General features: G+C 48.2%; 19 protein-coding genes, 21 tRNA genes, 3 rRNA genes and 1 riboswitch. Of the genes, 36 read left to right on the top strand and 7 right to left on the bottom strand.

What is annotated here, in order from left to right; genetic code table 11:
- Positions 1–17: 17 nt before the first annotated feature.
- The 3 genes from NYE38_RS15195 to NYE38_RS15185 all read right to left on the bottom strand — a co-directional run bounded on the left by NYE38_RS15195 (position 18) and on the right by NYE38_RS15185 (position 2,104).
- The gene (locus tag NYE38_RS15195) at positions 18–686 is read right to left on the bottom strand and encodes a TrkA family potassium uptake protein (protein ID WP_014418723.1); all 669 of its coding nucleotides are present in this window, start codon (positions 684–686) and stop codon (positions 18–20) included.
- A gap of 166 nt (positions 687–852) precedes the next feature.
- Positions 853–1,389: a biofilm surface layer hydrophobin BslA gene (bslA, locus tag NYE38_RS15190; RefSeq protein WP_025650408.1), complete on the bottom strand. Its 537-nt coding sequence runs from the start codon at positions 1,387–1,389 to the stop codon at positions 853–855.
- 160 nt (positions 1,390–1,549) lie between these two features.
- Positions 1,550–2,104 (bottom strand): GbsR/MarR family transcriptional regulator, encoded by a 555-nt coding sequence (locus NYE38_RS15185; protein ID WP_014418721.1) that lies wholly within the window; start codon positions 2,102–2,104, stop codon positions 1,550–1,552.
- 200 nt (positions 2,105–2,304) lie between these two features.
- On the opposite strand from NYE38_RS15185, the gene betB reads away from it, so the two are divergent.
- From betB to NYE38_RS15170, 3 genes are all read left to right on the top strand, one after another.
- Positions 2,305–3,777, top strand: coding sequence for a betaine-aldehyde dehydrogenase (betB, locus tag NYE38_RS15180; protein ID WP_017419517.1), 1,473 nt, complete (start codon positions 2,305–2,307; stop codon positions 3,775–3,777).
- Positions 3,778–3,794: 17 nt separating this feature from the next.
- Positions 3,795–5,003, top strand: coding sequence for a choline dehydrogenase (gbsB, locus tag NYE38_RS15175; protein WP_014418719.1), 1,209 nt, complete (start codon positions 3,795–3,797; stop codon positions 5,001–5,003).
- A 71-nt stretch (positions 5,004–5,074) separates the two neighbouring features.
- Entirely contained in the window at positions 5,075–5,656 is a 582-nt protein-coding gene (locus NYE38_RS15170; RefSeq protein WP_017419516.1) for an MOSC domain-containing protein, read from the top strand.
- Position 5,657: 1 nt separating this feature from the next.
- Here the strand turns inward: NYE38_RS15170 and NYE38_RS15165 are convergent, their stop codons facing one another.
- Complete coding sequence (locus tag NYE38_RS15165) at positions 5,658–6,146, bottom strand: DinB family protein (RefSeq protein WP_017419515.1); 489 nt, start codon at positions 6,144–6,146, stop codon at positions 5,658–5,660.
- Between the two features lie 146 nt (positions 6,147–6,292).
- Between NYE38_RS15165 and NYE38_RS15160 the strand changes: the two genes are divergently transcribed.
- Together NYE38_RS15160 and NYE38_RS15155 are read left to right on the top strand one after the other, a co-directional pair.
- A complete protein-coding gene (locus NYE38_RS15160; protein ID WP_017419514.1) occupies positions 6,293–6,823 on the top strand; it encodes an NfeD family protein in 531 nt (176 codons plus the stop codon).
- 19 nt (positions 6,824–6,842) lie between these two features.
- A complete protein-coding gene (locus NYE38_RS15155; protein WP_014418715.1) occupies positions 6,843–8,372 on the top strand; it encodes a flotillin family protein in 1,530 nt (509 codons plus the stop codon).
- 30 nt (positions 8,373–8,402) lie between these two features.
- Here the strand turns inward: NYE38_RS15155 and thiT are convergent, their stop codons facing one another.
- Positions 8,403–8,984 (bottom strand): energy-coupled thiamine transporter ThiT, encoded by a 582-nt coding sequence (gene thiT, locus NYE38_RS15150; RefSeq protein ID WP_007410163.1) that lies wholly within the window; start codon positions 8,982–8,984, stop codon positions 8,403–8,405.
- Positions 8,985–9,084: 100 nt separating this feature from the next.
- A riboswitch (TPP riboswitch) is annotated at positions 9,085–9,185 on the bottom strand.
- 365 nt (positions 9,186–9,550) lie between these two features.
- On the opposite strand from thiT, the gene NYE38_RS15145 reads away from it, so the two are divergent.
- From NYE38_RS15145 to NYE38_RS15030, 24 genes are all read left to right on the top strand, one after another.
- Positions 9,551–11,100 (top strand): 16S ribosomal RNA (locus tag NYE38_RS15145).
- 233 nt (positions 11,101–11,333) lie between these two features.
- A 23S ribosomal RNA gene (locus tag NYE38_RS15140) occupies positions 11,334–14,263 on the top strand.
- A 50-nt stretch (positions 14,264–14,313) separates the two neighbouring features.
- Positions 14,314–14,429: ribosomal RNA gene (gene rrf, locus NYE38_RS15135) — 5S ribosomal RNA — on the top strand.
- The 16S, 23S and 5S rRNA genes sit together here with 21 tRNA genes alongside, the layout of an rRNA operon.
- Before the next feature lie 23 nt (positions 14,430–14,452).
- Positions 14,453–14,528 (top strand) — tRNA-Val (locus NYE38_RS15130).
- A 29-nt stretch (positions 14,529–14,557) separates the two neighbouring features.
- Positions 14,558–14,633 (top strand) — tRNA-Thr (locus tag NYE38_RS15125).
- Between the two features lie 37 nt (positions 14,634–14,670).
- Positions 14,671–14,746 (top strand) — tRNA-Lys (locus tag NYE38_RS15120).
- A 10-nt stretch (positions 14,747–14,756) separates the two neighbouring features.
- Positions 14,757–14,840, top strand: a tRNA-Leu gene (locus NYE38_RS15115).
- 9 nt (positions 14,841–14,849) lie between these two features.
- Positions 14,850–14,924, top strand: a tRNA-Gly gene (locus NYE38_RS15110).
- Between the two features lie 19 nt (positions 14,925–14,943).
- A tRNA-Leu gene (locus tag NYE38_RS15105) sits at positions 14,944–15,029 on the top strand.
- 9 nt (positions 15,030–15,038) lie between these two features.
- A tRNA-Arg gene (locus tag NYE38_RS15100) sits at positions 15,039–15,115 on the top strand.
- A gap of 16 nt (positions 15,116–15,131) precedes the next feature.
- A tRNA-Pro gene (locus NYE38_RS15095) sits at positions 15,132–15,208 on the top strand.
- Between the two features lie 4 nt (positions 15,209–15,212).
- Positions 15,213–15,285 (top strand) — tRNA-Ala (locus NYE38_RS15090).
- Between the two features lie 20 nt (positions 15,286–15,305).
- A tRNA-Met gene (locus tag NYE38_RS15085) sits at positions 15,306–15,382 on the top strand.
- A gap of 2 nt (positions 15,383–15,384) precedes the next feature.
- Positions 15,385–15,461: transfer RNA gene (locus tag NYE38_RS15080), tRNA-Ile, on the top strand.
- A gap of 7 nt (positions 15,462–15,468) precedes the next feature.
- A tRNA-Ser gene (locus NYE38_RS15075) sits at positions 15,469–15,561 on the top strand.
- A 19-nt stretch (positions 15,562–15,580) separates the two neighbouring features.
- Positions 15,581–15,657 (top strand) — tRNA-Met (locus NYE38_RS15070).
- 6 nt (positions 15,658–15,663) lie between these two features.
- Positions 15,664–15,740, top strand: a tRNA-Asp gene (locus NYE38_RS15065).
- 10 nt (positions 15,741–15,750) lie between these two features.
- Positions 15,751–15,826, top strand: a tRNA-Phe gene (locus NYE38_RS15060).
- Positions 15,827–15,846: 20 nt separating this feature from the next.
- Positions 15,847–15,922, top strand: a tRNA-His gene (locus NYE38_RS15055).
- An 8-nt stretch (positions 15,923–15,930) separates the two neighbouring features.
- Positions 15,931–16,004 (top strand) — tRNA-Gly (locus tag NYE38_RS15050).
- 15 nt (positions 16,005–16,019) lie between these two features.
- A tRNA-Ile gene (locus tag NYE38_RS15045) sits at positions 16,020–16,096 on the top strand.
- 10 nt (positions 16,097–16,106) lie between these two features.
- A tRNA-Asn gene (locus NYE38_RS15040) sits at positions 16,107–16,181 on the top strand.
- Positions 16,182–16,184: 3 nt separating this feature from the next.
- Positions 16,185–16,275 (top strand) — tRNA-Ser (locus NYE38_RS15035).
- A gap of 3 nt (positions 16,276–16,278) precedes the next feature.
- Positions 16,279–16,350 (top strand) — tRNA-Glu (locus tag NYE38_RS15030).
- Positions 16,351–16,385: 35 nt separating this feature from the next.
- Here the strand turns inward: NYE38_RS15030 and NYE38_RS15025 are convergent.
- Both NYE38_RS15025 and NYE38_RS15020 read right to left on the bottom strand, forming a co-directional pair.
- Positions 16,386–16,856 (bottom strand): tryptophan-rich sensory protein, encoded by a 471-nt coding sequence (locus tag NYE38_RS15025; RefSeq protein WP_014418714.1) that lies wholly within the window; start codon positions 16,854–16,856, stop codon positions 16,386–16,388.
- Between the two features lie 156 nt (positions 16,857–17,012).
- Positions 17,013–17,732 carry a TraR/DksA C4-type zinc finger protein gene (locus tag NYE38_RS15020; protein ID WP_017418431.1) on the bottom strand — a complete coding sequence of 240 codons (720 nt, stop codon included), beginning with the start codon at positions 17,730–17,732 and terminating at the stop codon, positions 17,013–17,015.
- A gap of 282 nt (positions 17,733–18,014) precedes the next feature.
- On the opposite strand from NYE38_RS15020, the gene NYE38_RS15015 reads away from it, so the two are divergent.
- The 7 genes from NYE38_RS15015 (at position 18,015) to NYE38_RS14985 (ending at position 26,702) form a co-directional block, all read left to right on the top strand.
- Complete coding sequence (locus NYE38_RS15015) at positions 18,015–19,430, top strand: isochorismate synthase MenF (RefSeq protein ID WP_017418430.1); 1,416 nt, start codon at positions 18,015–18,017, stop codon at positions 19,428–19,430.
- Positions 19,427–21,163, top strand: coding sequence for a 2-succinyl-5-enolpyruvyl-6-hydroxy-3-cyclohexene-1-carboxylic-acid synthase (menD, locus tag NYE38_RS15010; protein WP_017418429.1), 1,737 nt, complete (start codon positions 19,427–19,429; stop codon positions 21,161–21,163). The genes NYE38_RS15015 and menD overlap by 4 nt, the downstream gene beginning before the upstream one ends.
- Positions 21,151–21,975 carry a 2-succinyl-6-hydroxy-2,4-cyclohexadiene-1-carboxylate synthase gene (menH, locus tag NYE38_RS15005; RefSeq protein ID WP_017418428.1) on the top strand — a complete coding sequence of 275 codons (825 nt, stop codon included), beginning with the start codon at positions 21,151–21,153 and terminating at the stop codon, positions 21,973–21,975. Before menD ends, menH begins: the two co-directional genes overlap by 13 nt.
- A 58-nt stretch (positions 21,976–22,033) precedes the next feature.
- Positions 22,034–22,852, top strand: a complete 819-nt coding sequence (gene menB, locus NYE38_RS15000; RefSeq protein ID WP_003152221.1) for a 1,4-dihydroxy-2-naphthoyl-CoA synthase — start codon at positions 22,034–22,036, stop codon at positions 22,850–22,852.
- 87 nt (positions 22,853–22,939) lie between these two features.
- A complete protein-coding gene (locus NYE38_RS14995; protein ID WP_017418427.1) occupies positions 22,940–24,403 on the top strand; it encodes an o-succinylbenzoate--CoA ligase in 1,464 nt (487 codons plus the stop codon).
- A complete protein-coding gene (gene menC, locus NYE38_RS14990) occupies positions 24,400–25,515 on the top strand; it encodes an o-succinylbenzoate synthase (RefSeq protein WP_014418709.1) in 1,116 nt (371 codons plus the stop codon). Before NYE38_RS14995 ends, menC begins: the two co-directional genes overlap by 4 nt.
- Before the next feature lie 269 nt (positions 25,516–25,784).
- A complete protein-coding gene (locus NYE38_RS14985) occupies positions 25,785–26,702 on the top strand; it encodes a zinc ABC transporter substrate-binding protein (protein WP_017418426.1) in 918 nt (305 codons plus the stop codon).

The following is a 26,702-nucleotide window of genomic DNA, read 5'->3' as shown; positions in this document are numbered from 1 at the left end:
CAGCCCGCCGGCTTTTTTTACATCCCTTCAGTTTCAAACCTTTTAATATCACGTTTATGCCCCATCAGCACAAGGCAGTCACATTCATGAATGACAGTCTCCGGAGAAGGGGACAGCTGAATGTCTCCGTTATGTTTCACGGCAAGAATGGTGCAGCCGAATCTGGCCCGGACGCCGAGATCAAGAATGGATTTTAAATGCAGCTTTTTCGTGGCTGAAAGCTCCACGATGCTGTATTCATCTGACAAATCAATATAATTTAAGACGTTTTCATCCGAAAGGCTTTGCGCAATCCGCACGCCCATATCCTTTTCGGGATGGATAATACGATCAGCACCGATCTTTTCAAGCACTTTGTGATGATAATAGTTTTGCGCTTTCACCCAAATATTAGGGATGTTCAGCTCCTTCAATAACAGCGTCGTCAGCGTACTTGCCTGAATGTTGGCGCCGATTGCTACGATGACATATTCAAAATTTCTGATGCCGAGCGACTGAAGCTCGCTTTCTTCCGTTGAATTTGCCCGCACAGCATGCGTGGCATAAGAGGAGTATGCGTTGACCCGCTCTTCGCTGATATCGACCGCAAGCACCTCATGCCCCATTTTAAAAAGCTCTTTACAGATGCTTCCGCCGAAACGGCCGAGTCCGATGACGGCAAATTGTTTATTTTTGATTTTTCCCAATCCTCATAACTCCTTAAGAAACTGTTTTCGTCACTCCAAATACAACAAACAAGAATGTACTCCTGTTTCAAGGGTTTGTCAATGCGAGGGCCGGAAGAAAGAAAACAGCACAAAAAAAAGACCGGATGACAAGCGAGGGGCTTGTGCCGGTCTTTTTTCGCAATTATTAGCAGTCGCAAGGCTGTGTCGGCGGTGTGCTGCGTTTTTGAACAACAATTGTGTCCTCAGCATAGAATTTAGAGCCGATGCTTAATGATTTATTTTCTGCACGGAACTTATATGTACCTGCAGCAGGCAATGTTTTATTATTAAGAGAAAGCTTAAATTCCGCTGCGCCGAGCAAATCAATGTTTAACGGAAGTCTGACTGTTTTGCCGTTATTCAGAATTTGTCTTTCACGCAAAGCGTGTCCGTTGACTGTATCTTTTGTTGTAGCCGCAAATCCGCTAGGAAGGGTAAATTCCATAACGCCTAAGCTCAGGATCGTGTTCGGACGGTACGTCAATTCGATATCAGAAAATGACCATTCCTGCTGGCTGGCACCTGTATATTTTGCAAATAAGGTAGCAGTCGCTTTCGTGGACATTTCCGGCTCGTGAACGGTTGAGCCTGACTCAGCGGCGAATGACGCTGTCGGCAGAGAAAGAAGCAAAACCAGGCCGAATAAACTTGCCATGACAGTTGAGAAAAACTTGTGTTTCATTTTCATAAATCCCCCTAAAAAAAATTTGCTGATTGTTCTTAAAAAAGAACGACCATACCTATAAAAATTTACCATCAATTTTAATGGAAGTAAATGGGGTTATATTCCTATATTTTCTCAAAAATAATCAAATCACGACAAAAAAACGCCTGATTTTGATTCAGGCGTTTTTTTCGTCCGTTTCTATCGGAATAAATTTAAAAATCTCCCCGCTCTGAACCGAGTCGGCGAGCCGCTTCAGCCAATCATAATAAGCTTTCGAACTTTCAAGCTGATCATATAACTGCCGCGCTTCTTCCTGTAATTCCGCGTTGCCTTCCTCGGCCAGCAAAACGGACTGCAAATCCGCCTGGGCCTGTACGATGGCGGACAAATTCACCTGAACTTCACGATCCCATTTCGGCGGGAAGAAATTCGTGAAAAACGTAAAGAAATCTTTTTCCGCTACAAACGTATGCTTCCGTGTGCCGCGGTGAAAGGTTTTTTTGACCACATTTAAATCCTGCAGCTTTTTGACGCCTGTGCTCATACTCGGTTTGCTCATCTGCAGTTCCTCACGCATTTCGTCAAGCGTCATTTCATCCCTCATATACATTGTTCCGTATAAAATCCCGACACTCCGTGTGATTCCGTAAAGATCCATCGTCTCTGCAATGGAATCAATGACAAGATCCCTGGCTTGTTCTATAGCTGCGAATTCTGGATTCTCATCCATATTGTCCCTCTTTTCCTCTTGAAGTTTAAATTTGTTAAGTCATTTCTTTATGTTCTTAATCTTAACGAATCATGACAAAATGTCAAAATCTAAACGGACTGATCGGGTTTTGACAGGCAAAAAAACATGTGTTAAATTAATATTGTTAAAAACATTAAATTTTTATTTAACAAACTTACTTTTCGGTAAGGAGGACTCTTATGAGCAAAACGCTTTATATCGGCGGCGAATGGATCAGTGCAGAAAAAAAACAGACCCGCCGTATCATTAATCCATTTAATCAAGAAGAAATTGCAACGGTATGCGAAGGAGACCGGAACGATGCGGTGAAAGCCATCGCCGCAGCCAGAAAAGCATTTGATGAAGGGGAGTGGCCGGTGCTTTCCGGGCTCGAGCGCGGCCAATTTGTTCTGAAAATTGCGGAATTAATCAGACGCGATCTGAACGAATTAGCTGAGCTGGAATCGCTCGATACAGGAAAAACGATTGAAGAAAGTAAAGCCGATATGGATGATATCGCAAATGTATTTCAATATTATGCCGGTTTGGCGGATAAAGACGGAGGCGAGGTCATTTCATCTCCGATTCCCGATTCCGTAAGTAAAATCGTCAGAGAGCCCATTGGCGTATGCGGACAAATTACGCCGTGGAACTATCCGCTCCTTCAGGCGAGCTGGAAAATCGCTCCCGCTCTTGCGGCCGGAAACACGATCGTTTTAAAGCCGAGCGAGATTACTCCGCTGACAACCATTAAAGTCTTTCAATTAATAGAAGAAGCCGGTATTCCGAAAGGGGTCGCCAATCTCGTGCTGGGGCCGGGCGCTTCTGTCGGCGATGAGCTGGCGAGAAACCTCGACGTCGATTTGGTCTCTTTTACGGGCGGAATTGAAACAGGCAAAAAAATCATGCAGGCGGCAAGCGGCAACGTGAAAAAGATTGCCCTGGAGCTTGGCGGCAAAAATCCGAATATCGTGTTTCGAGATGCAGATCTCGAAACAGCTGCAGATCAAGCGCTGAACGCCGTGTTTTTCCATGCCGGCCAAGTTTGTTCGGCAGGGTCACGTCTTTTGGTGGACGAAGCCATTCATGATGAATTTTTAGCCGAGCTGATCAAGCGTACGAAACGCATCAAATTAGGAAACGGTTTTCATGAAGATACGGAAAGCGGTCCGCTGATTTCCGCCGAGCATCGGGCCAAAGTCGAAAAATACGTAGAAATCGGCATCGAAGAAGGGGCAAAACTGGAAACAGGCGGCAAACGTCCTGATGATCCCGCCCTTCAAAACGGTTTCTTCTATGAACCTACTATTTTCTCAAACTGCAAGTCTGATATGCGGATAGTCCAAGAGGAGATCTTCGGCCCCGTTTTAACAGTTGAGTCATTTTCTTCTGAAGAAGAAGTGATCAGACTTGCCAACGATACCATTTACGGGCTGGCCGGAGCGGTATGGTCAAAGGATATTGAAAAATGCGAACGCGTAGCCGCCAAACTGCGGATGGGAACGGTATGGATCAATGATTTCCACCCGTATTTCGCGCAAGCGCCATGGGGCGGGTACAAACAATCGGGCTTCGGCCGCGAACTCGGCAAAATCGGTCTGGAAGAATACACGGAAATCAAACATATTTACCGCAACACGAAACCTGCGGCTGTGAACTGGTTTCAAGCATAACGAGGAGGAGATACAATATGACATTAAATATGAAAGTAGAAAGCATGCATAAATTCCATACATTCGAAATCCCGACAGTCATTAAACACGGAATCGGCGCGATTCAGCACGCGGGAAGTGAAGTCAGAGCGCTTGGCGTCACAAAAGCGCTGCTCGTAACAGACCCGGGAATTTATAACGCGGGAGTGGCAAACCCGGTCATTGAATCTTTACAGGAAGCGGGCATCGAAGTCGTCCTGTTTAACAAAGTGGAGCCGAACCCGCCTGTACGTCTTGTAAACGAAGGATCAGAACTGTATAAAAAAGAAAACTGCAACGGCCTTGTGGCTGTCGGCGGCGGAAGCTCCATGGATACAGCGAAAGCGATCGGGGTAGAAGCGACACACGAAGGAAGCGTGCTTGATTATGAAGCCGCGGAAGGCAAAAAGCCGCTGGAAAACCGTATTCCTCCGCTGACAACGATCCCGACGACTGCGGGAACAGGTTCAGAGGTTACACAATGGGCGGTCATTACAGATGAAGAAAGAGAATTTAAATTCAATACGGGCGGACCGCTTATCGCCGCGCATTTAACGGTCATTGACCCTGAGCTGCACACGTCCATGCCTCCGCATGTGACGGCCATGACAGGTATTGACGCACTTGCGCACGCCATCGAGTGCTATACGATGAAATTCGCGCAGCCGATCACTGATGCCGTCGCTTTAATGGCCATTGAATATGCGGCGCATTATATTAAGCGCGCGTTTGCGGACGGGGAGGATTTGGAAGCAAGATACGGCATGGCGCAGGCGGCGATGCTTGCCGGCCTTTCATACGGCAGTGAATCAGCAGGCGCGGCGCATGCGATGAGCCAGACGCTCGGCGGCATCATCCCTGTCGCTCACGGACAATGCGTCGCAGCTATGATGGGGCCGGTAATGGAATACAACTGGAAAGGCTATCCGGAAAAATTCGCCCGCATCGCCAAAGCATTCGGAATCGATACAAGCAACATGACAACCGATGAAGCGGCAAAAGCGTCCGTCAACTGGATGTATGATCTTGTAAAAGATTTAGAGGTGCCGAGTTTAGAAGAACAAGGTGTGTCTCCGGACATGATTGAACGTTTATCAAAAGAAGCCATGAAAGATCCGCAAACTTTCGGAAATCCAAGAGATTTGAATGAGAAAGCATACAACTGGATTTACAAACGCTGCTTTGACTTAACGCCGAAAACGGTATAATAAATGAACCCCGCTCCTTTACAGAGCGGGGTTTTTTAAGGATAATGTCAAGAAAAAGGCGGTGGTGGCTGATGTGGAAACGCATAACAGCAAAGACGGAAGGCGTATATATAGCGGATACCGAACAATTTGTTACCAAAAAGATGGACAAGCTTCGTGCGGAATACGGCGGGTTTCCCGGTGACCTGCATTTCGGACTGACAAAAAAGGCCGGCGCGCGTGAGCCGATGTATGAAAGAGGAACAGAAATTTTTAACCGTAGACAAATTTCAATCGTGTCCATGGAGGAATGTGATGACATTGCGGAGAAGATGGGGATTTCTCATATCTTTCCCGAATGGCTCGGCGCTAACATCGCAATCAGCGGTTTTTCTGCACTGACGCCGCTTAAAGAAGGAAGCAGAATAATATTTCCAAGCGGTGCGTCTCTGTTGTGCGAGGGAGAAAATGATCCGTGCATTCAGCCGGGAGAAGTCATTCAATCCTTTTATCCGGATCAGCCAAAACTCGCCGCGGCGTTTGTGAGGCACGCGATGGGCAGAAGAGGAATTGTCTGTATTGTTGAACGCCCGGGTGATATATGCACGGGCGATGCGGTCACCATCCATTCTTATGAACCGAAACGCGCCAAGAAAAAAATCGAAAAGGTCTGACTCAGACCTTTTCGATTTTTTGTTTGATTTCTTCTATTTGATTGATGTGACGCTTTTCATGATGGCCGATAAAATCAATCCACTGGCGGATCGTCAGTTCTTGAAAAACAGGATGGGGAAGCACACGTTCTAAGTCTTCCTCGTTTAATGATGAAATAACTGCGGTCAGCTGCTGTCTTGCCGTATCTAATTCTTGTTTTGCTTCAATGACTGATATTCGGTTTTGCTCAGGTTCGAGGTGTGACGGCGCCGGCCGTTTATTTGTTCTGTCCTCTATAAACTCCATCGGTTTTTCTTCGATTTTTTTAAACGGTGCGTCTTTTGCCTGCTTTGATAAAAGGGTCTGCGCTGTTTCGTCAATTTTCTTTAAATGGTCAAGGACTTCCCGCACGCTCCACTCATCAGCCGCGGGCTTTCGGTTGAATTCCTCATCAGAGAGTCCTTTCAGTTCTTCCCAGGTCTGCTGTCTGGCTTCATTAAAAATGCTCATCCTATCTCCTCCTTTAGAGTAAACATATCATATCCGGATTGGATAATCATGTAATCAGCCTTCCTTATCAGAAAATTGAAACCATTTACCTTTACATCCGTATATAAAGTAACACTCCGACACCTCGGCCGAAAGGAGGATAGAAGATGAACATATTTCATCTGCCGCTTGAAACGGTCTATCTTTACACATTGATTATTTCGGGAAGTCTCACGCTTTTGATTCTGTTTTTTCAAGATGTGTTTCACGGCCTCTCGGAAGCCATTCCTGTTTCATTTTTAAACCCTGCATTGATTCTGTCTTTTTTAACAATCTTTTCAGCCTCAGGTTATATCGGCGAAATCGCCGCTCCGCTATCAAGTCCTGTCATTGCGTTGCTTTCATTTGTTCTTTCGGTTCTTTTGGTCAGCCTGCTTCACTTCTTCGTCCTTGTCCCGCTTTCATCAGCGGAAGAATCGCTCGCATATCGGGAGACGGATTTAAAGGGCAGAGTCGGCAGGGTCATTACTTCCGTCCCGAAAGACGGCTATGGAGAAGTGATCATAGAGGGAATAGGGGGCGCCATTTCTAAATCAGCCGTCAGCTTTGATCAAGAACAGATCAAGTACGGAACGGCCGTATTAGTGATTGACGTGAAAGACGGAGTGCTTTTTGTGACGCCGCATGAACCAATCTGATATCTAAGGGGGAACTGTTATGACTATGCCGATTATCATCGTTATCGGAATCGTATTCTTTTTACTCATCGCACTTATTGCTGTATTTATTACGAAGTACCGGACGGCGGGGCCGGACGAAGCCCTTATCGTGACCGGAAGTTATTTGGGAAATAAGAACGTCCACATTGATGAAGGCGGAAATCGTCTGAAAATCGTCCGGGGCGGGGGAACTTTTGTGCTCCCGGTATTCCAGCAGGCAGAACCTCTCAGTTTACTGTCAAGCAAACTTGATGTCTCTACACCTGAAGTCTATACAGAACAAGGCGTGCCGGTAATGGCCGACGGAACCGCCATTATTAAAATCGGAGGCTCCATCGGTGAAATCGCAACAGCAGCTGAACAATTTTTGGGGAAATCTAAGGAAGACCGTGAGCAGGAGGCGCGGGAGGTGCTGGAGGGCCATCTGCGCTCCATCCTCGGCTCCATGACCGTTGAAGAGATTTATAAAAACAGGGAAAAGTTTTCTCAGGAAGTCCAGCGGGTCGCGTCTCAGGATCTTGCTAAAATGGGGCTGATGATCGTTTCTTTTACGATTAAAGACGTCCGCGATAAAAACGGCTATCTTGAATCATTAGGTAAGCCGAGAATCGCCCAAGTCAAGCGGGATGCGGACATTGCCACGGCAGAAGCGGATAAAGAGACGAGGATTAAACGCGCGGCCGCTGATAAAGACGCAAAAAAATCAGAGCTGGAGCGGGCGACGGAAATAGCTGAAGCGGAAAAAATCAATCAGCTGAAAATGGCGGAATACAGAAGAGAGCAGGATACAGCAAAAGCCAATGCCGATCAGGCATATGATCTTGAAACAGCAAAAGCCCGCCAGCAGGTGACAGAGCAGGAAATGCAAATTAAAATTATTGAGCGGCAAAAGCAGATTGAATTGGAAGAAAAAGAAATCCTGCGCCGTGAGCGCCAATATGACTCTGAAGTGAAGAAAAAAGCCGATGCTGACCGTTACTCGGTGGAACAAGCGGCCGAAGCCGCAAAAGCGAAGCAGCTCGCCGAAGCGGATGCCGAGCAGTACAGCATCGAAGCGATGGCCAAGGCGGAAGCGGAACGCGTGAGAATTGACGGTCTTGCTAAAGCGGAGGCTGAAAAGGCGAGAGGAGAAACCGAAGCGGAAGTCATCCGCCTGAAAGGTCTCGCAGAAGCGGAAGCTAAAGAAAAAATCGCCGAAGCATTCGAAAAATACGGGCAGGCTGCAATCCTTGATATGATTGTGAAAATGCTGCCTGAATATGCGAAGCAAGTCTCAGCGCCTCTTTCCAACATTGATAAAATAACCGTCGTTGATACGGGAGGAAGCGGTGAAAACGGCGGGGCCAATAAAGTCACAGGCTACGCAACCAATTTAATGGCCGGTCTTCAGGAAAGCTTAAAAGCATCTTCCGGAATCAATGTAAAAGAGCTTATTGAGAATTTTTCAGGCAAAGGAAACATAAAACAAAGTATAAATGAACTTACAAAAGAACTGAGTGATTCAAACGAACGGCACAGCCCGGAATAAAAAAACAGCAGGCGTAAACCGCCTGCTGTTTCAGTTCGTCCGCTTAGCTTCAAGAAGCCGCGGCGCAGTCATGAATAATAAGATAAGGACAATGGCCGAAAGGATAAAAGAAGGAATCATATAAGTCGCGTTATAGACGGACGAATAAATCCATACCGGCGTGCCTTTCGGAGCATAGCTTCCGAAAAAGACAGCTCCGGAGACCACATGTGCCGCATAACGCAGCACACTGCCGATGAAAACACCGCCTATAACATACATCGTTAAAGCGCCTCTTTTTTTATTCAATGCCGATTCTCGTACACCGGAAGCAAACAAGCCGCTGAAACCGAGGACTGCAAATGCCGCGATGTAATCAAGAAATAGCTGCACCGGGTGCTGCAAAAATAAATTGCCGATGGCGATCTGGACAATCCCTGTTAAAAAGCCTGTCGTAAGCCCGGCCTTCACTCCCCAGCGGAATGAAATCAAAAAAATCGGAATCATCATAATAGAGACCGAACCGCCTTGGGGCATCCGGAGAAACATACCTGAGACAATGTCAAGAATGACAGCCGCCCCGGTCATAATCGCTATTTCAATTAAGCGCACAAGCTGTGTTGAATGATTCATAGTTTTCCCCCTGGTCAGACAACCGTATCAAGGATAAACAAAAAAGCAGCGCGGGGAAGGGTGGGAAAAGGTCCGCGCGCTGCTTACATAAACTGCAAATCATTTGGCTTTGCCACATCCCTACGCCAGCGTTAACTAACAGGTTCAAAGGGTCAGAACAAAACGTTCACTCTCAGCTTTAATGCTCCCCTTGTGGTCATCAAGTATTTAGTTCAATCTTACTATACAAGAAAATATGCCAAACCACAAGACAGCTTATCTTTCTATAGAAGAGAAACTGAAATAAGTATGAAAGAAAATAATTAATGATTTTTTCAAAAAAACTATTGTCATATTTTCAAAAGGGTGTTATATTATTAAACGTCGCTGATGAACAGCAGACAACAACGAAAAGCTTCGGAAACAACTTAAAAAAAGTTGTTGACATAAAAGGAGCTGAGTGGTAAGATAATAAAGCTGCTTCAACAAGCGGTAATGATCTTTGAAAACTAAACAAGATAAAACGTACCTGTTAATTCAAAGTTTTAAATAAATCGCACAGCGATGTGCGTAGTCAGTCAAACACTTTATCGGAGAGTTTGATCCTGGCTCAGGACGAACGCTGGCGGCGTGCCTAATACATGCAAGTCGAGCGGACAGATGGGAGCTTGCTCCCTGATGTTAGCGGCGGACGGGTGAGTAACACGTGGGTAACCTGCCTGTAAGACTGGGATAACTCCGGGAAACCGGGGCTAATACCGGATGGTTGTTTGAACCGCATGGTTCAGACATAAAAGGTGGCTTCGGCTACCACTTACAGATGGACCCGCGGCGCATTAGCTAGTTGGTGAGGTAACGGCTCACCAAGGCGACGATGCGTAGCCGACCTGAGAGGGTGATCGGCCACACTGGGACTGAGACACGGCCCAGACTCCTACGGGAGGCAGCAGTAGGGAATCTTCCGCAATGGACGAAAGTCTGACGGAGCAACGCCGCGTGAGTGATGAAGGTTTTCGGATCGTAAAGCTCTGTTGTTAGGGAAGAACAAGTGCCGTTCAAATAGGGCGGCACCTTGACGGTACCTAACCAGAAAGCCACGGCTAACTACGTGCCAGCAGCCGCGGTAATACGTAGGTGGCAAGCGTTGTCCGGAATTATTGGGCGTAAAGGGCTCGCAGGCGGTTTCTTAAGTCTGATGTGAAAGCCCCCGGCTCAACCGGGGAGGGTCATTGGAAACTGGGGAACTTGAGTGCAGAAGAGGAGAGTGGAATTCCACGTGTAGCGGTGAAATGCGTAGAGATGTGGAGGAACACCAGTGGCGAAGGCGACTCTCTGGTCTGTAACTGACGCTGAGGAGCGAAAGCGTGGGGAGCGAACAGGATTAGATACCCTGGTAGTCCACGCCGTAAACGATGAGTGCTAAGTGTTAGGGGGTTTCCGCCCCTTAGTGCTGCAGCTAACGCATTAAGCACTCCGCCTGGGGAGTACGGTCGCAAGACTGAAACTCAAAGGAATTGACGGGGGCCCGCACAAGCGGTGGAGCATGTGGTTTAATTCGAAGCAACGCGAAGAACCTTACCAGGTCTTGACATCCTCTGACAATCCTAGAGATAGGACGTCCCCTTCGGGGGCAGAGTGACAGGTGGTGCATGGTTGTCGTCAGCTCGTGTCGTGAGATGTTGGGTTAAGTCCCGCAACGAGCGCAACCCTTGATCTTAGTTGCCAGCATTCAGTTGGGCACTCTAAGGTGACTGCCGGTGACAAACCGGAGGAAGGTGGGGATGACGTCAAATCATCATGCCCCTTATGACCTGGGCTACACACGTGCTACAATGGACAGAACAAAGGGCAGCGAAACCGCGAGGTTAAGCCAATCCCACAAATCTGTTCTCAGTTCGGATCGCAGTCTGCAACTCGACTGCGTGAAGCTGGAATCGCTAGTAATCGCGGATCAGCATGCCGCGGTGAATACGTTCCCGGGCCTTGTACACACCGCCCGTCACACCACGAGAGTTTGTAACACCCGAAGTCGGTGAGGTAACCTTTTTGGAGCCAGCCGCCGAAGGTGGGACAGATGATTGGGGTGAAGTCGTAACAAGGTAGCCGTATCGGAAGGTGCGGCTGGATCACCTCCTTTCTAAGGATTTTAACGGAATATAAGACCTTGGGTCTTATAAACAGAACGTTCCCTGTCTTGTTTAGTTTTGAAGGATCATTCCTTCAAAACATAGGAACACCTGCTAAATGCGCCACTTCCTGTGGCAACGCATGTGTTAGCATGTCCTATGCGTTGTTCTTTGAAAACTAGATAACAGAAGTAATTCACATTCAATTAGTAATGCAAGATATCACGTAGTGATTCTTTTTAACGGTTAAGTTAGAAAGGGCGCACGGTGGATGCCTTGGCACTAGGAGCCGATGAAGGACGGGACGAACACCGATATGCTTCGGGGAGCTGTAAGCAAGCTTTGATCCGGAGATTTCCGAATGGGGAAACCCACCACTCGTAATGGAGTGGTATCCATATCTGAATACATAGGATATGAGAAGGCAGACCCGGGGAACTGAAACATCTAAGTACCCGGAGGAAGAGAAAGCAAATGCGATTCCCTGAGTAGCGGCGAGCGAAACGGGACCAGCCCAAACCAAGAGGCTTGCCTCTTGGGGTTGTAGGACACTCTGTACGGAGTTACAAAGGAACGAGGTAGATGAAGAGGTCTGGAAAGGCCCGCCATAGGAGGTAACAGCCCTGTAGTCAAAACTTCGTTCTCTCCTGAGTGGATCCTGAGTACGGCGGAACACGTGAAATTCCGTCGGAATCCGGGAGGACCATCTCCCAAGGCTAAATACTCCCTAGTGACCGATAGTGAACCAGTACCGTGAGGGAAAGGTGAAAAGCACCCCGGAAGGGGAGTGAAAGAGATCCTGAAACCGTGTGCCTACAAGTAGTCAGAGCCCGTTAACGGGTGATGGCGTGCCTTTTGTAGAATGAACCGGCGAGTTACGATCCCGTGCAAGGTTAAGCAGAAGATGCGGAGCCGCAGCGAAAGCGAGTCTGAATAGGGCGAATTGAGTACGTGGTCGTAGACCCGAAACCAGGTGATCTACCCATGTCCAGGGTGAAGTTCAGGTAACACTGAATGGAGGCCCGAACCCACGCACGTTGAAAAGTGCGGGGATGAGGTGTGGGTAGGGGTGAAATGCCAATCGAACCTGGAGATAGCTGGTTCTCTCCGAAATAGCTTTAGGGCTAGCCTCAAGGTAAGAGTCTCGGAGGTAGAGCACTGATTGGACTAGGGGCCCCTACCGGGTTACCGAATTCAGTCAAACTCCGAATGCCGATGACTTATCCTTGGGAGTCAGACTGCGAGTGATAAGATCCGTAGTCGAAAGGGAAACAGCCCAGACCGCCAGCTAAGGTCCCAAAGTATACGTTAAGTGGAAAAGGATGTGGAGTTGCTTAGACAACCAGGATGTTGGCTTAGAAGCAGCCACCATTTAAAGAGTGCGTAATAGCTCACTGGTCGAGTGACTCTGCGCCGAAAATGTACCGGGGCTAAACGTATCACCGAAGCTGCGGACTGTTCTTCGAACAGTGGTAGGAGAGCGTTCTAAGGGCTGTGAAGCAAGACCGGAAGGACTTGTGGAGCGCTTAGAAGTGAGAATGCCGGTATGAGTAGCGAAAGAGGGGTGAGAATCCCCTCCACCGAATGCCTAAGGTTTCCTGAGGAAGGCTCGTCCGCTCAGGGTTAGTCGGGACCTAAGCCGAGGCCGAAAGGCGTAGGCGATGGATAACAGGTTGATATTCCTGTACCACCTCCTCACCATTTGAGCAATGGGGGGACGCAGGAGGATAGGGTAAGCGCGGTATTGGATATCCGCGTCCAAGCAGTTAGGCTGGGAAATAGGCAAATCCGTTTCCCGTGAAGGCTGAGCTGTGATGGCGAGCGAATTATAGTAGCGAAGTTCCTGATTCCACACTGCCAAGAAAAGCCTCTAGCGAGGTGAGAGGTGCCCGTACCGCAAACCGACACAGGTAGGCGAGGAGAGAATCCTAAGGTGATCGAGAGAACTCTCGTTAAGGAACTCGGCAAAATGACCCCGTAACTTCGGGAGAAGGGGTGCTCTGTTAGGGTGCAAGCCCGAGAGAGCCGCAGTGAATAGGCCCAGGCGACTGTTTAGCAAAAACACAGGTCTCTGCGAAGCCGTAAGGCGAAGTATAGGGGCTGACGCCTGCCCGGTGCTGGAAGGTTAAGAGGAGCGCTTAGCGTAAGCGAAGGTGCGAATTGAAGCCCCAGTAAACGGCGGCCGTAACTATAACGGTCCTAAGGTAGCGAAATTCCTTGTCGGGTAAGTTCCGACCCGCACGAAAGGCGCAACGATCTGGGCACTGTCTCAACGAGAGACTCGGTGAAATTATAGTACCTGTGAAGATGCAGGTTACCCGCGACAGGACGGAAAGACCCCGTGGAGCTTTACTGCAGCCTGATATTGAATGTTGGTACAGCTTGTACAGGATAGGTAGGAGCCTTGGAAACCGGAGCGCCAGCTTCGGTGGAGGCATCGGTGGGATACTACCCTGGCTGTATTGACCTTCTAACCCGCCGCCCTTATCGGGCGGGGAGACAGTGTCAGGTGGGCAGTTTGACTGGGGCGGTCGCCTCCTAAAAGGTAACGGAGGCGCCCAAAGGTTCCCTCAGAATGGTTGGAAATCATTCGCAGAGTGTAAAGGCACAAGGGAGCTTGACTGCGAGACCTACAAGTCGAGCAGGGACGAAAGTCGGGCTTAGTGATCCGGTGGTTCCGCATGGAAGGGCCATCGCTCAACGGATAAAAGCTACCCCGGGGATAACAGGCTTATCTCCCCCAAGAGTCCACATCGACGGGGAGGTTTGGCACCTCGATGTCGGCTCATCGCATCCTGGGGCTGTAGTCGGTCCCAAGGGTTGGGCTGTTCGCCCATTAAAGCGGTACGCGAGCTGGGTTCAGAACGTCGTGAGACAGTTCGGTCCCTATCCGTCGCGGGCGCAGGAAATTTGAGAGGAGCTGTCCTTAGTACGAGAGGACCGGGATGGACGCACCGCTGGTGTACCAGTTGTTCTGCCAAGGGCATCGCTGGGTAGCTATGTGCGGACGGGATAAGTGCTGAAAGCATCTAAGCATGAAGCCCCCCTCAAGATGAGATTTCCCATTCCGCAAGGAAGTAAGATCCCTGAAAGATGATCAGGTTGATAGGTCTGAGGTGGAAGTGTGGCGACACATGGAGCTGACAGATACTAATCGATCGAGGACTTAACCAATTTGAATGTATGCTTACTGTTATCTAGTTTTGAGAGAACACTCTCAATGGTTTGGTGGCGATAGCGAAGAGGTCACACCCGTTCCCATGCCGAACACGGAAGTTAAGCTCTTCAGCGCCGATGGTAGTCGGGGGTTTCCCCCTGTGAGAGTAGGACGCCGCCAAGCTATTACACGTAAGTGTAATATATGGAGGATTAGCTCAGCTGGGAGAGCATCTGCCTTACAAGCAGAGGGTCGGCGGTTCGAGCCCGTCATCCTCCACCATTCCTATCATACATAAGTTGGCGTATTAAGCCGGTGTAGCTCAATTGGTAGAGCAACTGACTTGTAATCAGTAGGTTGGGGGTTCAAGTCCTCTTGCCGGCACCACCTTTATATGTTATACTATATGAGTCTCTTGTAATAAGAGCCATTAGCTCAGTTGGTAGAGCATCTGACTTTTAATCAGAGGGTCGAAGGTTCGAGTCCTTCATGGCTCACCATGTTTTTCTTGCGGATGTGGCGGAATTGGCAGACGCGCTAGAATCAGGCTCTAGTGTCTTTACAGACGTGGGGGTTCAAGTCCCTTCATCCGCATTGCCAAACGCGGAAGTAGTTCAGTGGTAGAACATCACCTTGCCAAGGTGGGGGTCGCGGGTTCGAATCCCGTCTTCCGCTCCAACTATACTATACCATCCATGCCGGGGTGGTGGAATTGGCAGACACACAGGACTTAAAATCCTGCGGTAGGTGACTACCGTGCCGGTTCAAGTCCGGCCCTCGGCACTTATTGTTGCGCCCGTAGCTCAATTGGATAGAGCGTTTGACTACGGATCAAAAGGTTAGGGGTTCGACTCCTCTCGGGCGCGCCATACATACTTTTGAAAACGGGAAGTAGCTCAGCTTGGTAGAGCACATGGTTTGGGACCATGGGGTCGCAGGTTCGAATCCTGTCTTCCCGACCATTTTGGGGCCTTAGCTCAGCTGGGAGAGCGCCTGCTTTGCACGCAGGAGGTCAGCGGTTCGATCCCGCTAGGCTCCACTTGATTTTAATTGTTTTTTGGCGGTGTAGCTCAGCTGGCTAGAGCGTACGGTTCATACCCGTGAGGTCGGGGGTTCGATCCCCTCCGCCGCTACCATTGGACCTTTAGCTCAGTTGGTTAGAGCAGACGGCTCATAACCGTCCGGTCGTAGGTTCGAGTCCTACAAGGTCCACCACTTATACGGAGGAATACCCAAGTCTGGCTGAAGGGATCGGTCTTGAAAACCGACAGGGGTGTCAAAGCCCGCGGGGGTTCGAATCCCTCTTCCTCCGCCATATCTAATTTAATTATCATCGCGGGGTGGAGCAGTTCGGTAGCTCGTCGGGCTCATAACCCGAAGGTCGCAGGTTCAAATCCTGCCCCCGCAACCAAAAAATGGTCCGGTAGTTCAGTTGGTTAGAATGCCTGCCTGTCACGCAGGAGGTCGCGGGTTCGAGTCCCGTCCGGACCGCCATTTATAAAAAGGCTCGGTAGCTCAGTTGGTAGAGCAACGGACTGAAAATCCGTGTGTCGGCGGTTCGATTCCGTCCCGAGCCACCATTTAATTTAATATTGTTTTGGCGGTTGTGGCGAAGTGGTTAACGCACCAGATTGTGGCTCTGGCACTCGTGGGTTCGATTCCCATCAATCGCCCCAAACAACATGCGGGTGTAGTTTAGTGGTAAAACCTCAGCCTTCCAAGCTGATGTCGTGGGTTCGATTCCCATCACCCGCTCCATTTTTATATTGTCATGGGCCTGTAGCTCAGCTGGTTAGAGCGCACGCCTGATAAGCGTGAGGTCGGTGGTTCGAGCCCACTCAGGCCCACCATGATGATTTTTCCACAGTAGCTCAGTGGTAGAGCTATCGGCTGTTAACCGATCGGTCGCAGGTTCGAATCCTGCCTGTGGAGCCATACGGAGAAGTACTCAAGTGGCTGAAGAGGCGCCCCTGCTAAGGGTGTAGGTCGTGTAAGCGGCGCGAGGGTTCAAATCCCTCCTTCTCCGCCATAAGGCCCGTTGGTCAAGCGGTTAAGACACCGCCCTTTCACGGCGGTAACACGGGTTCGAATCCCGTACGGGTCATTAAAAAAACCTTGCATACTATGCAAGGTTTTTTATTATGCGTTCATAGCATAAATGGTAAAAGACAGGTATGTGGCAAAAGCGCTCCATAATAAATAAGGAACCAGAAGCCAGGCTGAAGCTTTACTGTATTTACCGGCAATGAGCAACAGAATGAGTGTTGTCACCGCCACAAGCAGGCAATCGATAGATGCAGCAAGCAAACTTTTCTGTGTGAATTGAAAATAGCTGAATCCTTGATTCACGATATAATTGATGAGAAGCATCACCCAAAAAGCTTTGGATTCTTTACATGAAAACTTTGCGTATATCAAGGCTGCTGAGAGCGAAATAAGCGCAAACAAAACCGCCCATATGATACCGATCACTGATCCGCTCGGCGTCCAGTCGGTTTTTTGCAGCGCGTCATACCATTCCCGGTCGATGGGAAAGAGAACCCCCGCTAAAGAAAACAAGACATATGTAATGATAAATACAATAATCGCACCGATATACTTCTTTTTCATTTGTTCCCTCCGCCATTCAATGTCAATACATTAGTTCCCTTTTTTGGAAAGATTAAACCTTTTAAAAGGTTCATGCACCATTAAGTGTATGAGTTTTCAGTGTGAAAATGCAGCAAACCATTTATTTGTATTCAAAAACCCCGGCAGGCCGGGGTTTTAATCAGCATGAAGATCGCCGAATGTCGTCATAATTCTTTCTTCGTCAAGTTCCTGTTCATATTTTTCGTGTGCTTTGCTTGGATACACGGAAATGTTTTTTCCGGTAATATCTGTCGCGATAAAGTTTTCATAATCCTCAGCATAGCCGATGTTTTCTTCTGAGTTCATTGTCATATCCCCATAGCTGAGCGGAGGATCCTCTAAATCCTGAGGCGTTTCTGAGTTTCCGTATTCCTCAACATCCTGATAAGCATCTTCACTATCGTAAGCCGCCCGGATTGATTCATCATCATCAAATTCAAACTGTCCGAACGGTGTTTCCTCTTCAATCGGCCTGTCTTTGGAAACGGCATCCTGCGAGGAATATTCCGCCAATGTCGTAGCCGTCGGCAGAGCTTCAAGTCTGTCATAAGGAATGTCCTTGCCGCTGACTTCACATGTGCCGTATGTGCCGTTTTCAATTTGTTTCAGAGAGTAATCAATGTCGCGAAGGTGCTCCCGTTCATGGTCGAGCAGAGCCAGGTCTTTTTCCCGCTCGTATAATTCGGTCGCCTGATCGCCAGGATGATTGTCATAGGAAGACAATTCGCCGGATGACTGATACGGGAATTCATCAGTTAACTGAAATTGATCATTTTCTTTAAAGCGGCTCAAAATATCATGTCTGGCTTCTTCCAATTCTTTTTTTAAGTGTGTGATCTGTTCGTTTGTAAGCACATCAATCCCTCGTTTCTATGTGATGCTTACTGTTAGTATGAACGCTTTTGCACAGAAAAATGGTGGATAAAAATAGTCATTTTCCCATGAGGAAGTAAAAGGATACAGTGATTGCCGAGAGTGGGGAAAGAAAATTCAAGTTTGTTTCTTTATTCATTTGCGCAAAAAGGTTTATAATAAGAAATGCAGGCATTTTGTCGTGCTCAAATCTGTGTGTTTGACACAAAGTCATCACAGGTGTATTGTATTAAAAGCATTTAACGGATTATGGAGGAATGTCTCATGGTGACAACGGTGCAGCATACGTTCCGAGAGGAAGCAGATCATGCATTACATAAAGCCAAACAAGTCAACCATGCTGTCTTATTGAGCTATTCAAGACGTATTGCGTCTTTAGACCCTCTATCATTTTTCAAAGACGGAGCAAAAAAATATAAAGGCAAACGATTTTTTTGGTCAGAACCCGGTAGTGAATTAACAATAGTCGGTCTTGGCACAGAAGCGCTGTTCCAATCGAATGAAAAAAATGGAAAGCGTTATCACGACGTTTTTGAACAATGGGAGCGCTTTAAAAAGATGGCTTTTCATATTCATGAAGAAGAAGAGGCGGCGCATACCGCGGTCGGCCCTGTCTTATTCGGCGGTTTTTCATTTAATCCCGCTGAAGAGAGAGGAGACGAATGGAACGGGTTCGAAGAAGGGCTGTTCTTTATCCCCTCACTCATGCTGACAAAGACGGCAGATGGTGATTATTTAACCGTCAATCAATGGGCAGCAGACGGTAATCAGGCAGAAGATACGCTGAAACGTCTGAAATCTTATTCGGAAGCTTTTTCAGTTTCTTCAATTGAGTATGAAGAATATCCTGTTTTAACAAAAGCGGAAGAACTTGATGTGGAAAACTGGCTTGAAGCCATTAAAACAGCAACAAATGATATGAAAGCAAATCAATATGATAAAGTCGTGCTGGCAAGGGAAGTCGTTTTGTCATATGATGGGCCTATTCCGGCAGAGAGCGTTGTCCGTAAGCTTTTGAAAGACCAAACGACAAGCTATGTTTTTGCGATTGAGCAGGGAGATAAATGCTTTGTCGGCGCTTCACCGGAACGGCTGATCAAAAAATCCGGCAAAGACGTCATGTCCACCTGTCTGGCAGGTTCAATTAAGCGCGGAGAAAATCAACAAGAAGATGACCGTCTCGGCAATGAATTGCTGCATGACGAAAAAAATCTCGCGGAACATGATTTTGTGGTTCAGATGATACACGATTCTTTCTTGTCGAGCTGCAGCGATGTGAAAAAGCCTGCAGGTCCGCAATTATATAAAACAAAAAGTGTTCAGCATCTATATACGCCGATCACAGGCTATCTTAAAACGTCCGCTTCGCTGTTTGATTTAATTGAAAAGCTGCATCCCACACCGGCATTGGGCGGAGCTCCCCAGCAGAAAGCTGTTGAAGTTATCGCTGATATTGAACCGATGACACGCGGATGGTACGCGGCTCCGATCGGCTGGATGGACGGCAGGGAAAACGGAGAATTTGTCGTGGCTATCCGATCAGGGCTGATTGAAGGCAAAAGTGCGCGGCTTTTCGCAGGCTGTGGTATTGTTGAAGATTCAGATCCGCAATCAGAATATGAAGAAACACAAATTAAACTAAAGCCGATGATCTCTGCTTTAGGAGGTGAAAGGCTTTGACAAACCCGATTACACATTATATCGGAAGCTTTATTGATGAATTCGCTCTATCGGGTGTCACCGACGCGGTTGTTTGCCCGGGATCGAGGTCAACTCCCTTGGCGGTTTTGGCGGCGGCCCACCCGGATATTCAAGTCCATATACAGATTGATGAACGGTCCGCAGGTTTTTTCGCACTCGGTCTTGCAAAAGCCCGCCAGCGTCCGGTCATGCTGATTTGTACGTCAGGAACGGCAGCGGCTAACTTCTATCCGGCCGTGATTGAAGCTCATTATTCAAGAGTGCCGCTTATTGTCCTGACTGCTGACCGGCCTCATGAATTGAGGGAAGTGGGGGCGCCTCAGGCGATTAACCAGCATTTTCTGTTCGGTAACTTTGTTAAGTTTTTCACAGACTCGGCTCTGCCTGAGGAAAATCCTCAAATGCTGAGCTATATCAGAACATTGGCCGGCAGAGCCGTAAGTGAAGCCGGGAAGCGTCCGATGGGGCCAGTCCATATCAATGTGCCGCTCAGAGAGCCTTTGATGCCGGATTTATCAGCCGGACCTTTTGAAAGAATGAGAAAGGGGCGGCACGTCTCAGTCACAACAGGGATTCAGTCAGCTGATCAAGATTCTCTCTGTCATATTACAGAGCGTCTCGCGGGGACCGAAAGAGGTATGATCGTCTGCGGCGAAATTCACGGTGAAGCAGAAAAGCAGCAAATCATTGCGCTTGCCGAGATGCTTCAGTTCCCGATTTTGGCTGATCCGCTTTCAAACCTCCGAAACGGGGAGCATGATAAGACGCTGATTATTGATGCTTATGACTCGTTTTTAAAAGATGAAGAAATAAAAGAGGTGCTGCGCCCTGACGCTGTGATCCGCTTCGGTCCGATGCCGGTTTCCAAACCGCTCTTTTTATGGCTCAGAGATGATCCTGCCATTGAGCAGTTTATCGTCGATGAAGACGGAGGATGGAGAGATCCCACCCAGGCCGGCGCGCATATGATTCATTGCCATCCGTCTGTGTTTTTGGAAGCGGTCCGTTCAGCTGAAACCGGAAAACGGCCGTCCGGATGGCTTGAGAAATGGCAATTTGTCAATGACCGGTTCCGGAGTCATTTACAGGCCGCGAACATGGATGATTTATCATTTGAAGGAAATGTATATCGTCAGCTTCAGCACCTTGTCCCTGAAGGCAGTTCGATTTTTGTCGGCAACAGCATGCCGATTCGCGACGTGGATACGTTCTTTGAAAAACAAGATCGTTCCTTCCGTGTTTATGCCAACCGCGGCGCTAACGGCATTGACGGAGTTGTCTCCTCAGCTATGGGACTGTGTGAGGGTACAAAAGCTCCTGTCACGCTTGTAATTGGAGATTTATCGTTTTACCATGATTTAAACGGGCTGTTAGCGGCTAAAAAACTTGGAATTCCGCTTACGGTTATTTTAATAAACAATGATGGCGGCGGGATTTTCTCGTTTTTGCCGCAGGCATCTGATAAGACTCATTTTGAAGAACTGTTCGGTACGCCGACGGGTCTTGATTTCCGGCATGCCGCCGCACTGTACGGCGGGACGTATACTTGCCCTGAGACATGGGAAGCATTTAAGGATGCGTATCAGCCGCAGGCGGACAAGCCCGGACTTCATATAATCGAGCTGAAAACAGATCGGACATCAAGAGTTCAATTCCATCGCGATCTGCTGCAGGCCGCAGTGCGGGAAGTGAAAAAAGAATGGAAACTGTAACTGTTAGAACGGCCGACGGCGTATGCTATCGGGCTGCTGATAGCGGACACGAATCGTCTGATGCTATTGTTTGTCTGCATGGATTTACGGGCAGCAAAGAATCATGGATGTTTTTACGCGGCATGTTTCCCGGCGAACGAATGGTGATGATTGACTGCCTGGGTCACGGGGAGACAGACGCGCCTGTGCAAGCGGCAAGGTACAGTGCGAGCCGGCAGGTTGCGGACCTTGCTGCCGTTTTTGATCAATTAAAACTTCACAAAGTGAAACTTATTGGTTATTCTATGGGGGGAAGACTTGCGTATTCCTTTGCACAGGCATTTCCGAATCGGGTGTCAGCGCTTGTTTTGGAAAGTACAACCCCGGGCCTCAGCACGCTTCAGGAACGTAAAAAGCGGATTCAGTCAGACCGGAAGCTTGCTGACTTTATATTGCGGGAAGGTATAACATCGTTTGTCGATTATTGGGAGGGCATTCCGTTGTTTGCCACGCAGCTTTCTCTGCCGGACAGCGTAAAGGCGTCCATCCGTGCCGGCAGGCTGAAAAATAATCCGTCCGGACTTGCAGGAAGCCTGCTCGGAATGGGGACGGGCTCACAGCCTTCCTGGTGGGAGGCATTACACCGCATCAAGGCGCCCGTCCTGCTCATATGCGGTGAATGGGATGAAAAGTTTTGCGCTATTAATCAAAAGGTGCATAACCTGCTCCCATCAAGTAAAATAGAGGTTGTTAAACAGGCGGGGCACACGGTACATGTGGAACAGCCGCGAATTTTTGGTAAGATAGTAAGTGAGTTTTTATACGGCTTGTAAAGCATAAAGAAAATAGCTTTTCGGCCGGACTCAGGCAAAAATGAAGGAGGTCATATCAATGGCTGCAGAATGGAAAAGTGAACGTCAGTACGATGAAATCCTGTACGAGACGTATAACGGTATTGCAAAAATAACAATTAACCGCCCGGAGGTACATAACGCATTTACTCCTAAGACGGTATCAGAAATGATTGACGCGTTTGCTTGTGCGCGTGATGACTCCAATATTGGTGTCATCGTTCTTGCGGGAGCGGGAGATAAAGCATTCTGTTCAGGCGGAGACCAAAAAGTCCGCGGTCACGGCGGATATGTCGGAGACGATCAGATCCCGCGTCTGAATGTGCTTGATCTTCAGCGTTTGATCCGTGTTATTCCTAAACCGGTCGTAGCGATGGTATCAGGCTATGCCATCGGCGGAGGCCATGTGCTTCATATCGTCTGTGATTTAACGATTGCGGCCGATAATGCGATTTTCGGCCAAACCGGACCGAAAGTGGGAAGCTTTGACGCCGGTTACGGCTCAGGTTACCTGGCGCGTATCGTCGGACATAAGAAAGCCCGTGAAATCTGGTACCTGTGCCGTCAATACAACGCGCAGGAAGCGCTCGACATGGGGCTTGTCAATACGGTTGTTCCATTAGAGAAACTTGAAGAGGAAACAATTAAATGGTGTGAAGAAATGCTTGAGAAAAGCCCTACAGCCCTTCGTTTCCTTAAAGCGGCATTTAACGCAGATACAGACGGCCTCGCCGGAATTCAGCAATTTGCAGGAGATGCAACGCTTCTTTATTACACGACTGACGAAGCGAAAGAAGGCCGCGATTCCTTTAAAGAGAAACGCAGTCCCGATTTCGGTCAATTCCCTCGTTTTCCGTGATCAGATGAAACTACGAAACAGCTTGAGCCGCTCTGGTCCAAGCTGTTTTCTTTTCAAAAAAAGTACTTTTACCTCGGAGATGATAACATGCTGACAGAACAGCCGAATTGGCTCATTCAAAGGGCTCAGCTGACACCAGAGAGAATCGCTCTCATATTTGAAAACAAACAGATGACATTCAGAGAATTATATCATGCTTCTAAACAAATGGCCGCGCGGCTGTCCAAATACTGCTCGCTTAAAAAAGGAGACCGGGCCGCGATTTTGCTTTCTAACAGACCGGAAATGGTTTATGCCGTTCATGCATGCTTCTTATTAGGGGCGGAAGCTGTGCTGTTGAATACGAAACTCTCAAAACAGGAACGGTTGTTTCAGCTCGAAGATTCACAGGCAAAGCTTTTATTGACGGAGGACGGCTTTTGCCGCAAAGAATATGAATCTGCGGTTGCCGCCTTAGATGTGGACGAGCTGCAGGCTGAAGAGGCGGGTGACATTGAACCTGAAGCTTATGTAACGCTTGATGATACGGCGACTCTTATGTATACGTCAGGAACAACGGGAAGGCCGAAGGGGGTGCAGCAGACTTTCGGTAATCATTATTCCAGCGCTGTATCGTCTGCGCTGAATCTGGGGGTCACGGAGCGGGACCGCTGGCTTATTGCGCTGCCGCTGTTTCATATCAGCGGTCTGTCTGCGCTGTTTAAGTCGGTCATTTACGGCATGCCTGTCGTGCTTCATCAAAAATTTTCTGTCACTGATGTGCTGGACAGCATCAGTTCCCATCAGGTCACGATCATTTCAGCGGTGCAGACCATGCTTTCGGGCCTGCTTGCGGAAACTGAACAATGTCCTGAATCACTGCGCTGCATTCTGCTTGGCGGGGGGCCGGCACCGCTGCCGCTCCTTGAAGAATGCCGCAGGAAACAATTTCCGGTATTCCAATCTTACGGCTTGACTGAAACCTGCTCGCAGATTGTCACGCTTTCTCCGGAATTCAGCATGGACAAGCTCGGCTCGGCCGGTAAACCGCTGTTTTCATGCGAAATTAGAATTGAAAAAGACGGAAACCCTTGTGCGCCGTTTGAACACGGTGAAATTACGGTGAAAGGCCCGAATGTAATGAAAGGGTATTACCATCGTGACGACGCAAACCAGGCCGCTTTTCATAATGGATGGTTTAAAACGGGCGATCTTGGCTATTTGGATGATGAAGGGTTTTTATACGTGCTGGACAGGCGGTCGGACCTCATTATTTCAGGCGGAGAAAATATCTACCCGGCAGAAGTGGAAGCGGCGCTGCTTGCCCATCCGGCTGTAGCGGAGGCCGGTGTTTCGGGAGCCGAAGATCCGAAGTGGGGGAAAGTGCCGCATGCTTTTCTTGTGCTGACTTCTTCTGTCAGTTCTGAGGAGCTGACCGTCTTTTGCCGTGAGCGGCTTGCAAAATATAAAATACCGGCTGCTTTTTTCGAGGTTGACGAGCTCCCGCGGAACGCGTCCAATAAACTGATGAGACATCGGCTGAATGAGCTTCGTAAAGGAGAATTGTCATGATTAAGATTGAAAAAATCACCCTTTATCATGTAAGTATGAGGCTGAAAAAACCGTTTAAAACAAGTATTGAAACGTTGCAGGACCGTAAATTTTTGATCGTGGAAGCGATCGATGAAACCGGGAGAACCGGCTGGGGGGAGGTATCGGCGTTTTCTTCTCCGTGGTATACAGAAGAAACGATTCAGACATGCGCGCATATGCTGAGAGATTTTTTCATCCCGAATGTCGTAGGCCGCGAGTTTTTCCATCCGTCAGAGGTGCCTGACAGTCTCGCGCGTTTCAAAGGAAACCGCATGGCAAAAGCGGGGCTTGAATCAGCCGTGTGGGATCTATATGCCAAGAAAAAAGAGATATCACTCGCAGAAGCCTTAGGGGGCAAAAGAGATAAAGTGCCCGCCGGCGTGGCGGTGGGTCTGGCTTCGGCTGATGAGATGCTTCGGGAAATTGAGCAATACGTAAAAGAAGGTTATCAACGTATAAAAATAAAAATTCAGCCCGGCCATGACGTTGATCTGGTCAGAGCCATCCGCAGCCGTTTTCCGAACGTGCCGCTGATGGCGGATGCCAACTCGGCATATGAACTGAAAGACATCAGCAGGCTGAAAGAGTTGGATGAATTCCAGCTCATGATGATAGAACAGCCGCTTCAGGCAGATGATATTGTCGATCACCGCCACCTGCAGAAACACTTGAGAACCGCGGTATGCCTTGATGAAAGCATATGCTCATATGATGACGCAAGGCGGGCGATTGAGCTTGGGAGCTGTAAAATCATTAACATAAAACCGGCCCGTGTAGGAGGCCTGACAGAGGCTTTAAAAATACATGACTTATGCAGAGAGCATCACATGCCGGTTTGGTGCGGCGGAATGTTTGAAACCGGCATTTCGAGAGCGCAGACAGTCGCGCTTGCTTCGCTGCCGCAATTTACGATACCGGGTGATATTTCCTCATCAGACCGATACTGGGAGGAGGATATTGTCACTCCCGACATCCATATCGAAGAGGGATTCATCTCTGTTCCGGACGGTCCCGGACTGGGTGTCGAAGTCAATCAGGAAATAATGAGAAAATACGTCACCCAAATGGACGTTTTTACGACAAACAACTGATAAAAAGACATTTCAGCGTGTTGAGCTGCCTGTAAGCTGCTGTTATATTGAAACTGTTCATCATCACCCCTTCCCCCGTTTGAACCGGCTGTATCAGCCGGTTTTTTTAATGAGCGGACACTTGACAAATGTGAGTGCGTGCGATATTTTTGCACAAAGGAAACTTTTTGTCCTGTATCAATCATTTGTTCTTAAATATAAAGAATTGTCATAAGACTGACATCAACATCACATTTAAAAGAGAACGGGACAAAGGAAAGGGGACGGATATGAAAAAAAGCAGTGTAATGGCGTCTGTGCTGATGGTTTGTTTTGCATTGTCTTCATGCAGCTCTGAATCTTCAGGCGGACAAAAAGGAAAGCTCACGATTACGGCTACCACTTCTCAGGTGGCTGACGCCGCTGAACATATCGGCGGAGACCATGTTGAAGTGACGTCACTGATGGGGCCTGGAGTCGACCCGCATCTTTATAAAGCATCACAAGGAGATACGAAAAAATTAACGGAGGCGGATGTTGTTTTATACAGCGGACTTCACTTAGAGGGGAAAATGGAGCATATGTTAACGAAAATCAGCAGGCAAAAGCCGTCCGCAGCAGTGGCTGAATCAATACCGAAGGAGAAATTGATTCCAGCGGGTGAGAATATGTATGATCCGCATGTATGGTTCAGCATTCCGTTATGGCTGTATGCCGTTGACGAAATCGAAGCGCAATTAAAAAAAGCAAAACCGGAATATGCAGACGACTTTACAAAAAACGCCCAAGAGTATAAAGAGAATTTGAAATATTTAGATAAAAAATCGAGAGAAAAGATCGGGACAATTCCCGAAAAAAGCCGTGTACTAGTTACAGCACATGATGCCTTTGCGTATTTTGGCAAGGAATACGGATTTGAGGTCAGAGGACTTCAAGGGCTGAGCACTGACTCTGATTACGGACTGAAAGATGTTCAAAAGCTTGTCAGTCTGCTTGCGGATAAGGAAATTAAAGCTGTGTTTACGGAAAGCAGCGTATCGAAAAAGTCAATAAACGCGGTTGTTGAGGGCGCCAAAGAAAAAGGTCATGATGTTTCGGTCGGCGGCTGGCTGTATTCAGATGCCATGGGCGAAAAGGGGACAAAAGAGGGCACGTACGCCGGTATGTTCGTCCATAACATAGATACGATTGTCAGCTCATTAAAATAA

This window comes from Bacillus sp. EU63, from assembly GCF_038592915.1.
GTDB lineage: Bacteria > Bacillota > Bacilli > Bacillales > Bacillaceae > Bacillus > Bacillus velezensis.
This window is presented reverse-complemented; position numbering and strand designations above follow the sequence as displayed.

Excerpts from the sequence above, each read along its gene's own strand:
- menC (WP_014418709.1), top strand. The coding sequence starts at position 24,400 with ATGATTAAGATTGAAAAAATCACCCTTTATCATGTAAGTATGAGGCTG.
- NYE38_RS15170 (WP_017419516.1), top strand. The coding sequence starts at position 5,075 with ATGTGGAAACGCATAACAGCAAAGACGGAAGGCGTATATATAGCGGAT.
- NYE38_RS15025 (WP_014418714.1), bottom strand. The coding sequence starts at position 16,856 with ATGAAAAAGAAGTATATCGGTGCGATTATTGTATTTATCATTACATAT.
- menH (WP_017418428.1), top strand. The coding sequence starts at position 21,151 with ATGGAAACTGTAACTGTTAGAACGGCCGACGGCGTATGCTATCGGGCT.
- thiT (WP_007410163.1), bottom strand. The coding sequence starts at position 8,984 with ATGAATCATTCAACACAGCTTGTGCGCTTAATTGAAATAGCGATTATG.
- NYE38_RS15165 (WP_017419515.1), bottom strand. The coding sequence starts at position 6,146 with ATGAGCATTTTTAATGAAGCCAGACAGCAGACCTGGGAAGAACTGAAA.
- gbsB (WP_014418719.1), top strand. The coding sequence starts at position 3,795 with ATGACATTAAATATGAAAGTAGAAAGCATGCATAAATTCCATACATTC.
- NYE38_RS14995 (WP_017418427.1), top strand. The coding sequence starts at position 22,940 with ATGCTGACAGAACAGCCGAATTGGCTCATTCAAAGGGCTCAGCTGACA.
- NYE38_RS15185 (WP_014418721.1), bottom strand. The coding sequence starts at position 2,104 with ATGGATGAGAATCCAGAATTCGCAGCTATAGAACAAGCCAGGGATCTT.
- NYE38_RS15015 (WP_017418430.1), top strand. The coding sequence starts at position 18,015 with ATGGTGACAACGGTGCAGCATACGTTCCGAGAGGAAGCAGATCATGCA.
- NYE38_RS15155 (WP_014418715.1), top strand. The coding sequence starts at position 6,843 with ATGACTATGCCGATTATCATCGTTATCGGAATCGTATTCTTTTTACTC.
- betB (WP_017419517.1), top strand. The coding sequence starts at position 2,305 with ATGAGCAAAACGCTTTATATCGGCGGCGAATGGATCAGTGCAGAAAAA.
- NYE38_RS14985 (WP_017418426.1), top strand. The coding sequence starts at position 25,785 with ATGAAAAAAAGCAGTGTAATGGCGTCTGTGCTGATGGTTTGTTTTGCA.
- NYE38_RS15160 (WP_017419514.1), top strand. The coding sequence starts at position 6,293 with ATGAACATATTTCATCTGCCGCTTGAAACGGTCTATCTTTACACATTG.
- menB (WP_003152221.1), top strand. The coding sequence starts at position 22,034 with ATGGCTGCAGAATGGAAAAGTGAACGTCAGTACGATGAAATCCTGTAC.
- bslA (WP_025650408.1), bottom strand. The coding sequence starts at position 1,389 with ATGAAACACAAGTTTTTCTCAACTGTCATGGCAAGTTTATTCGGCCTG.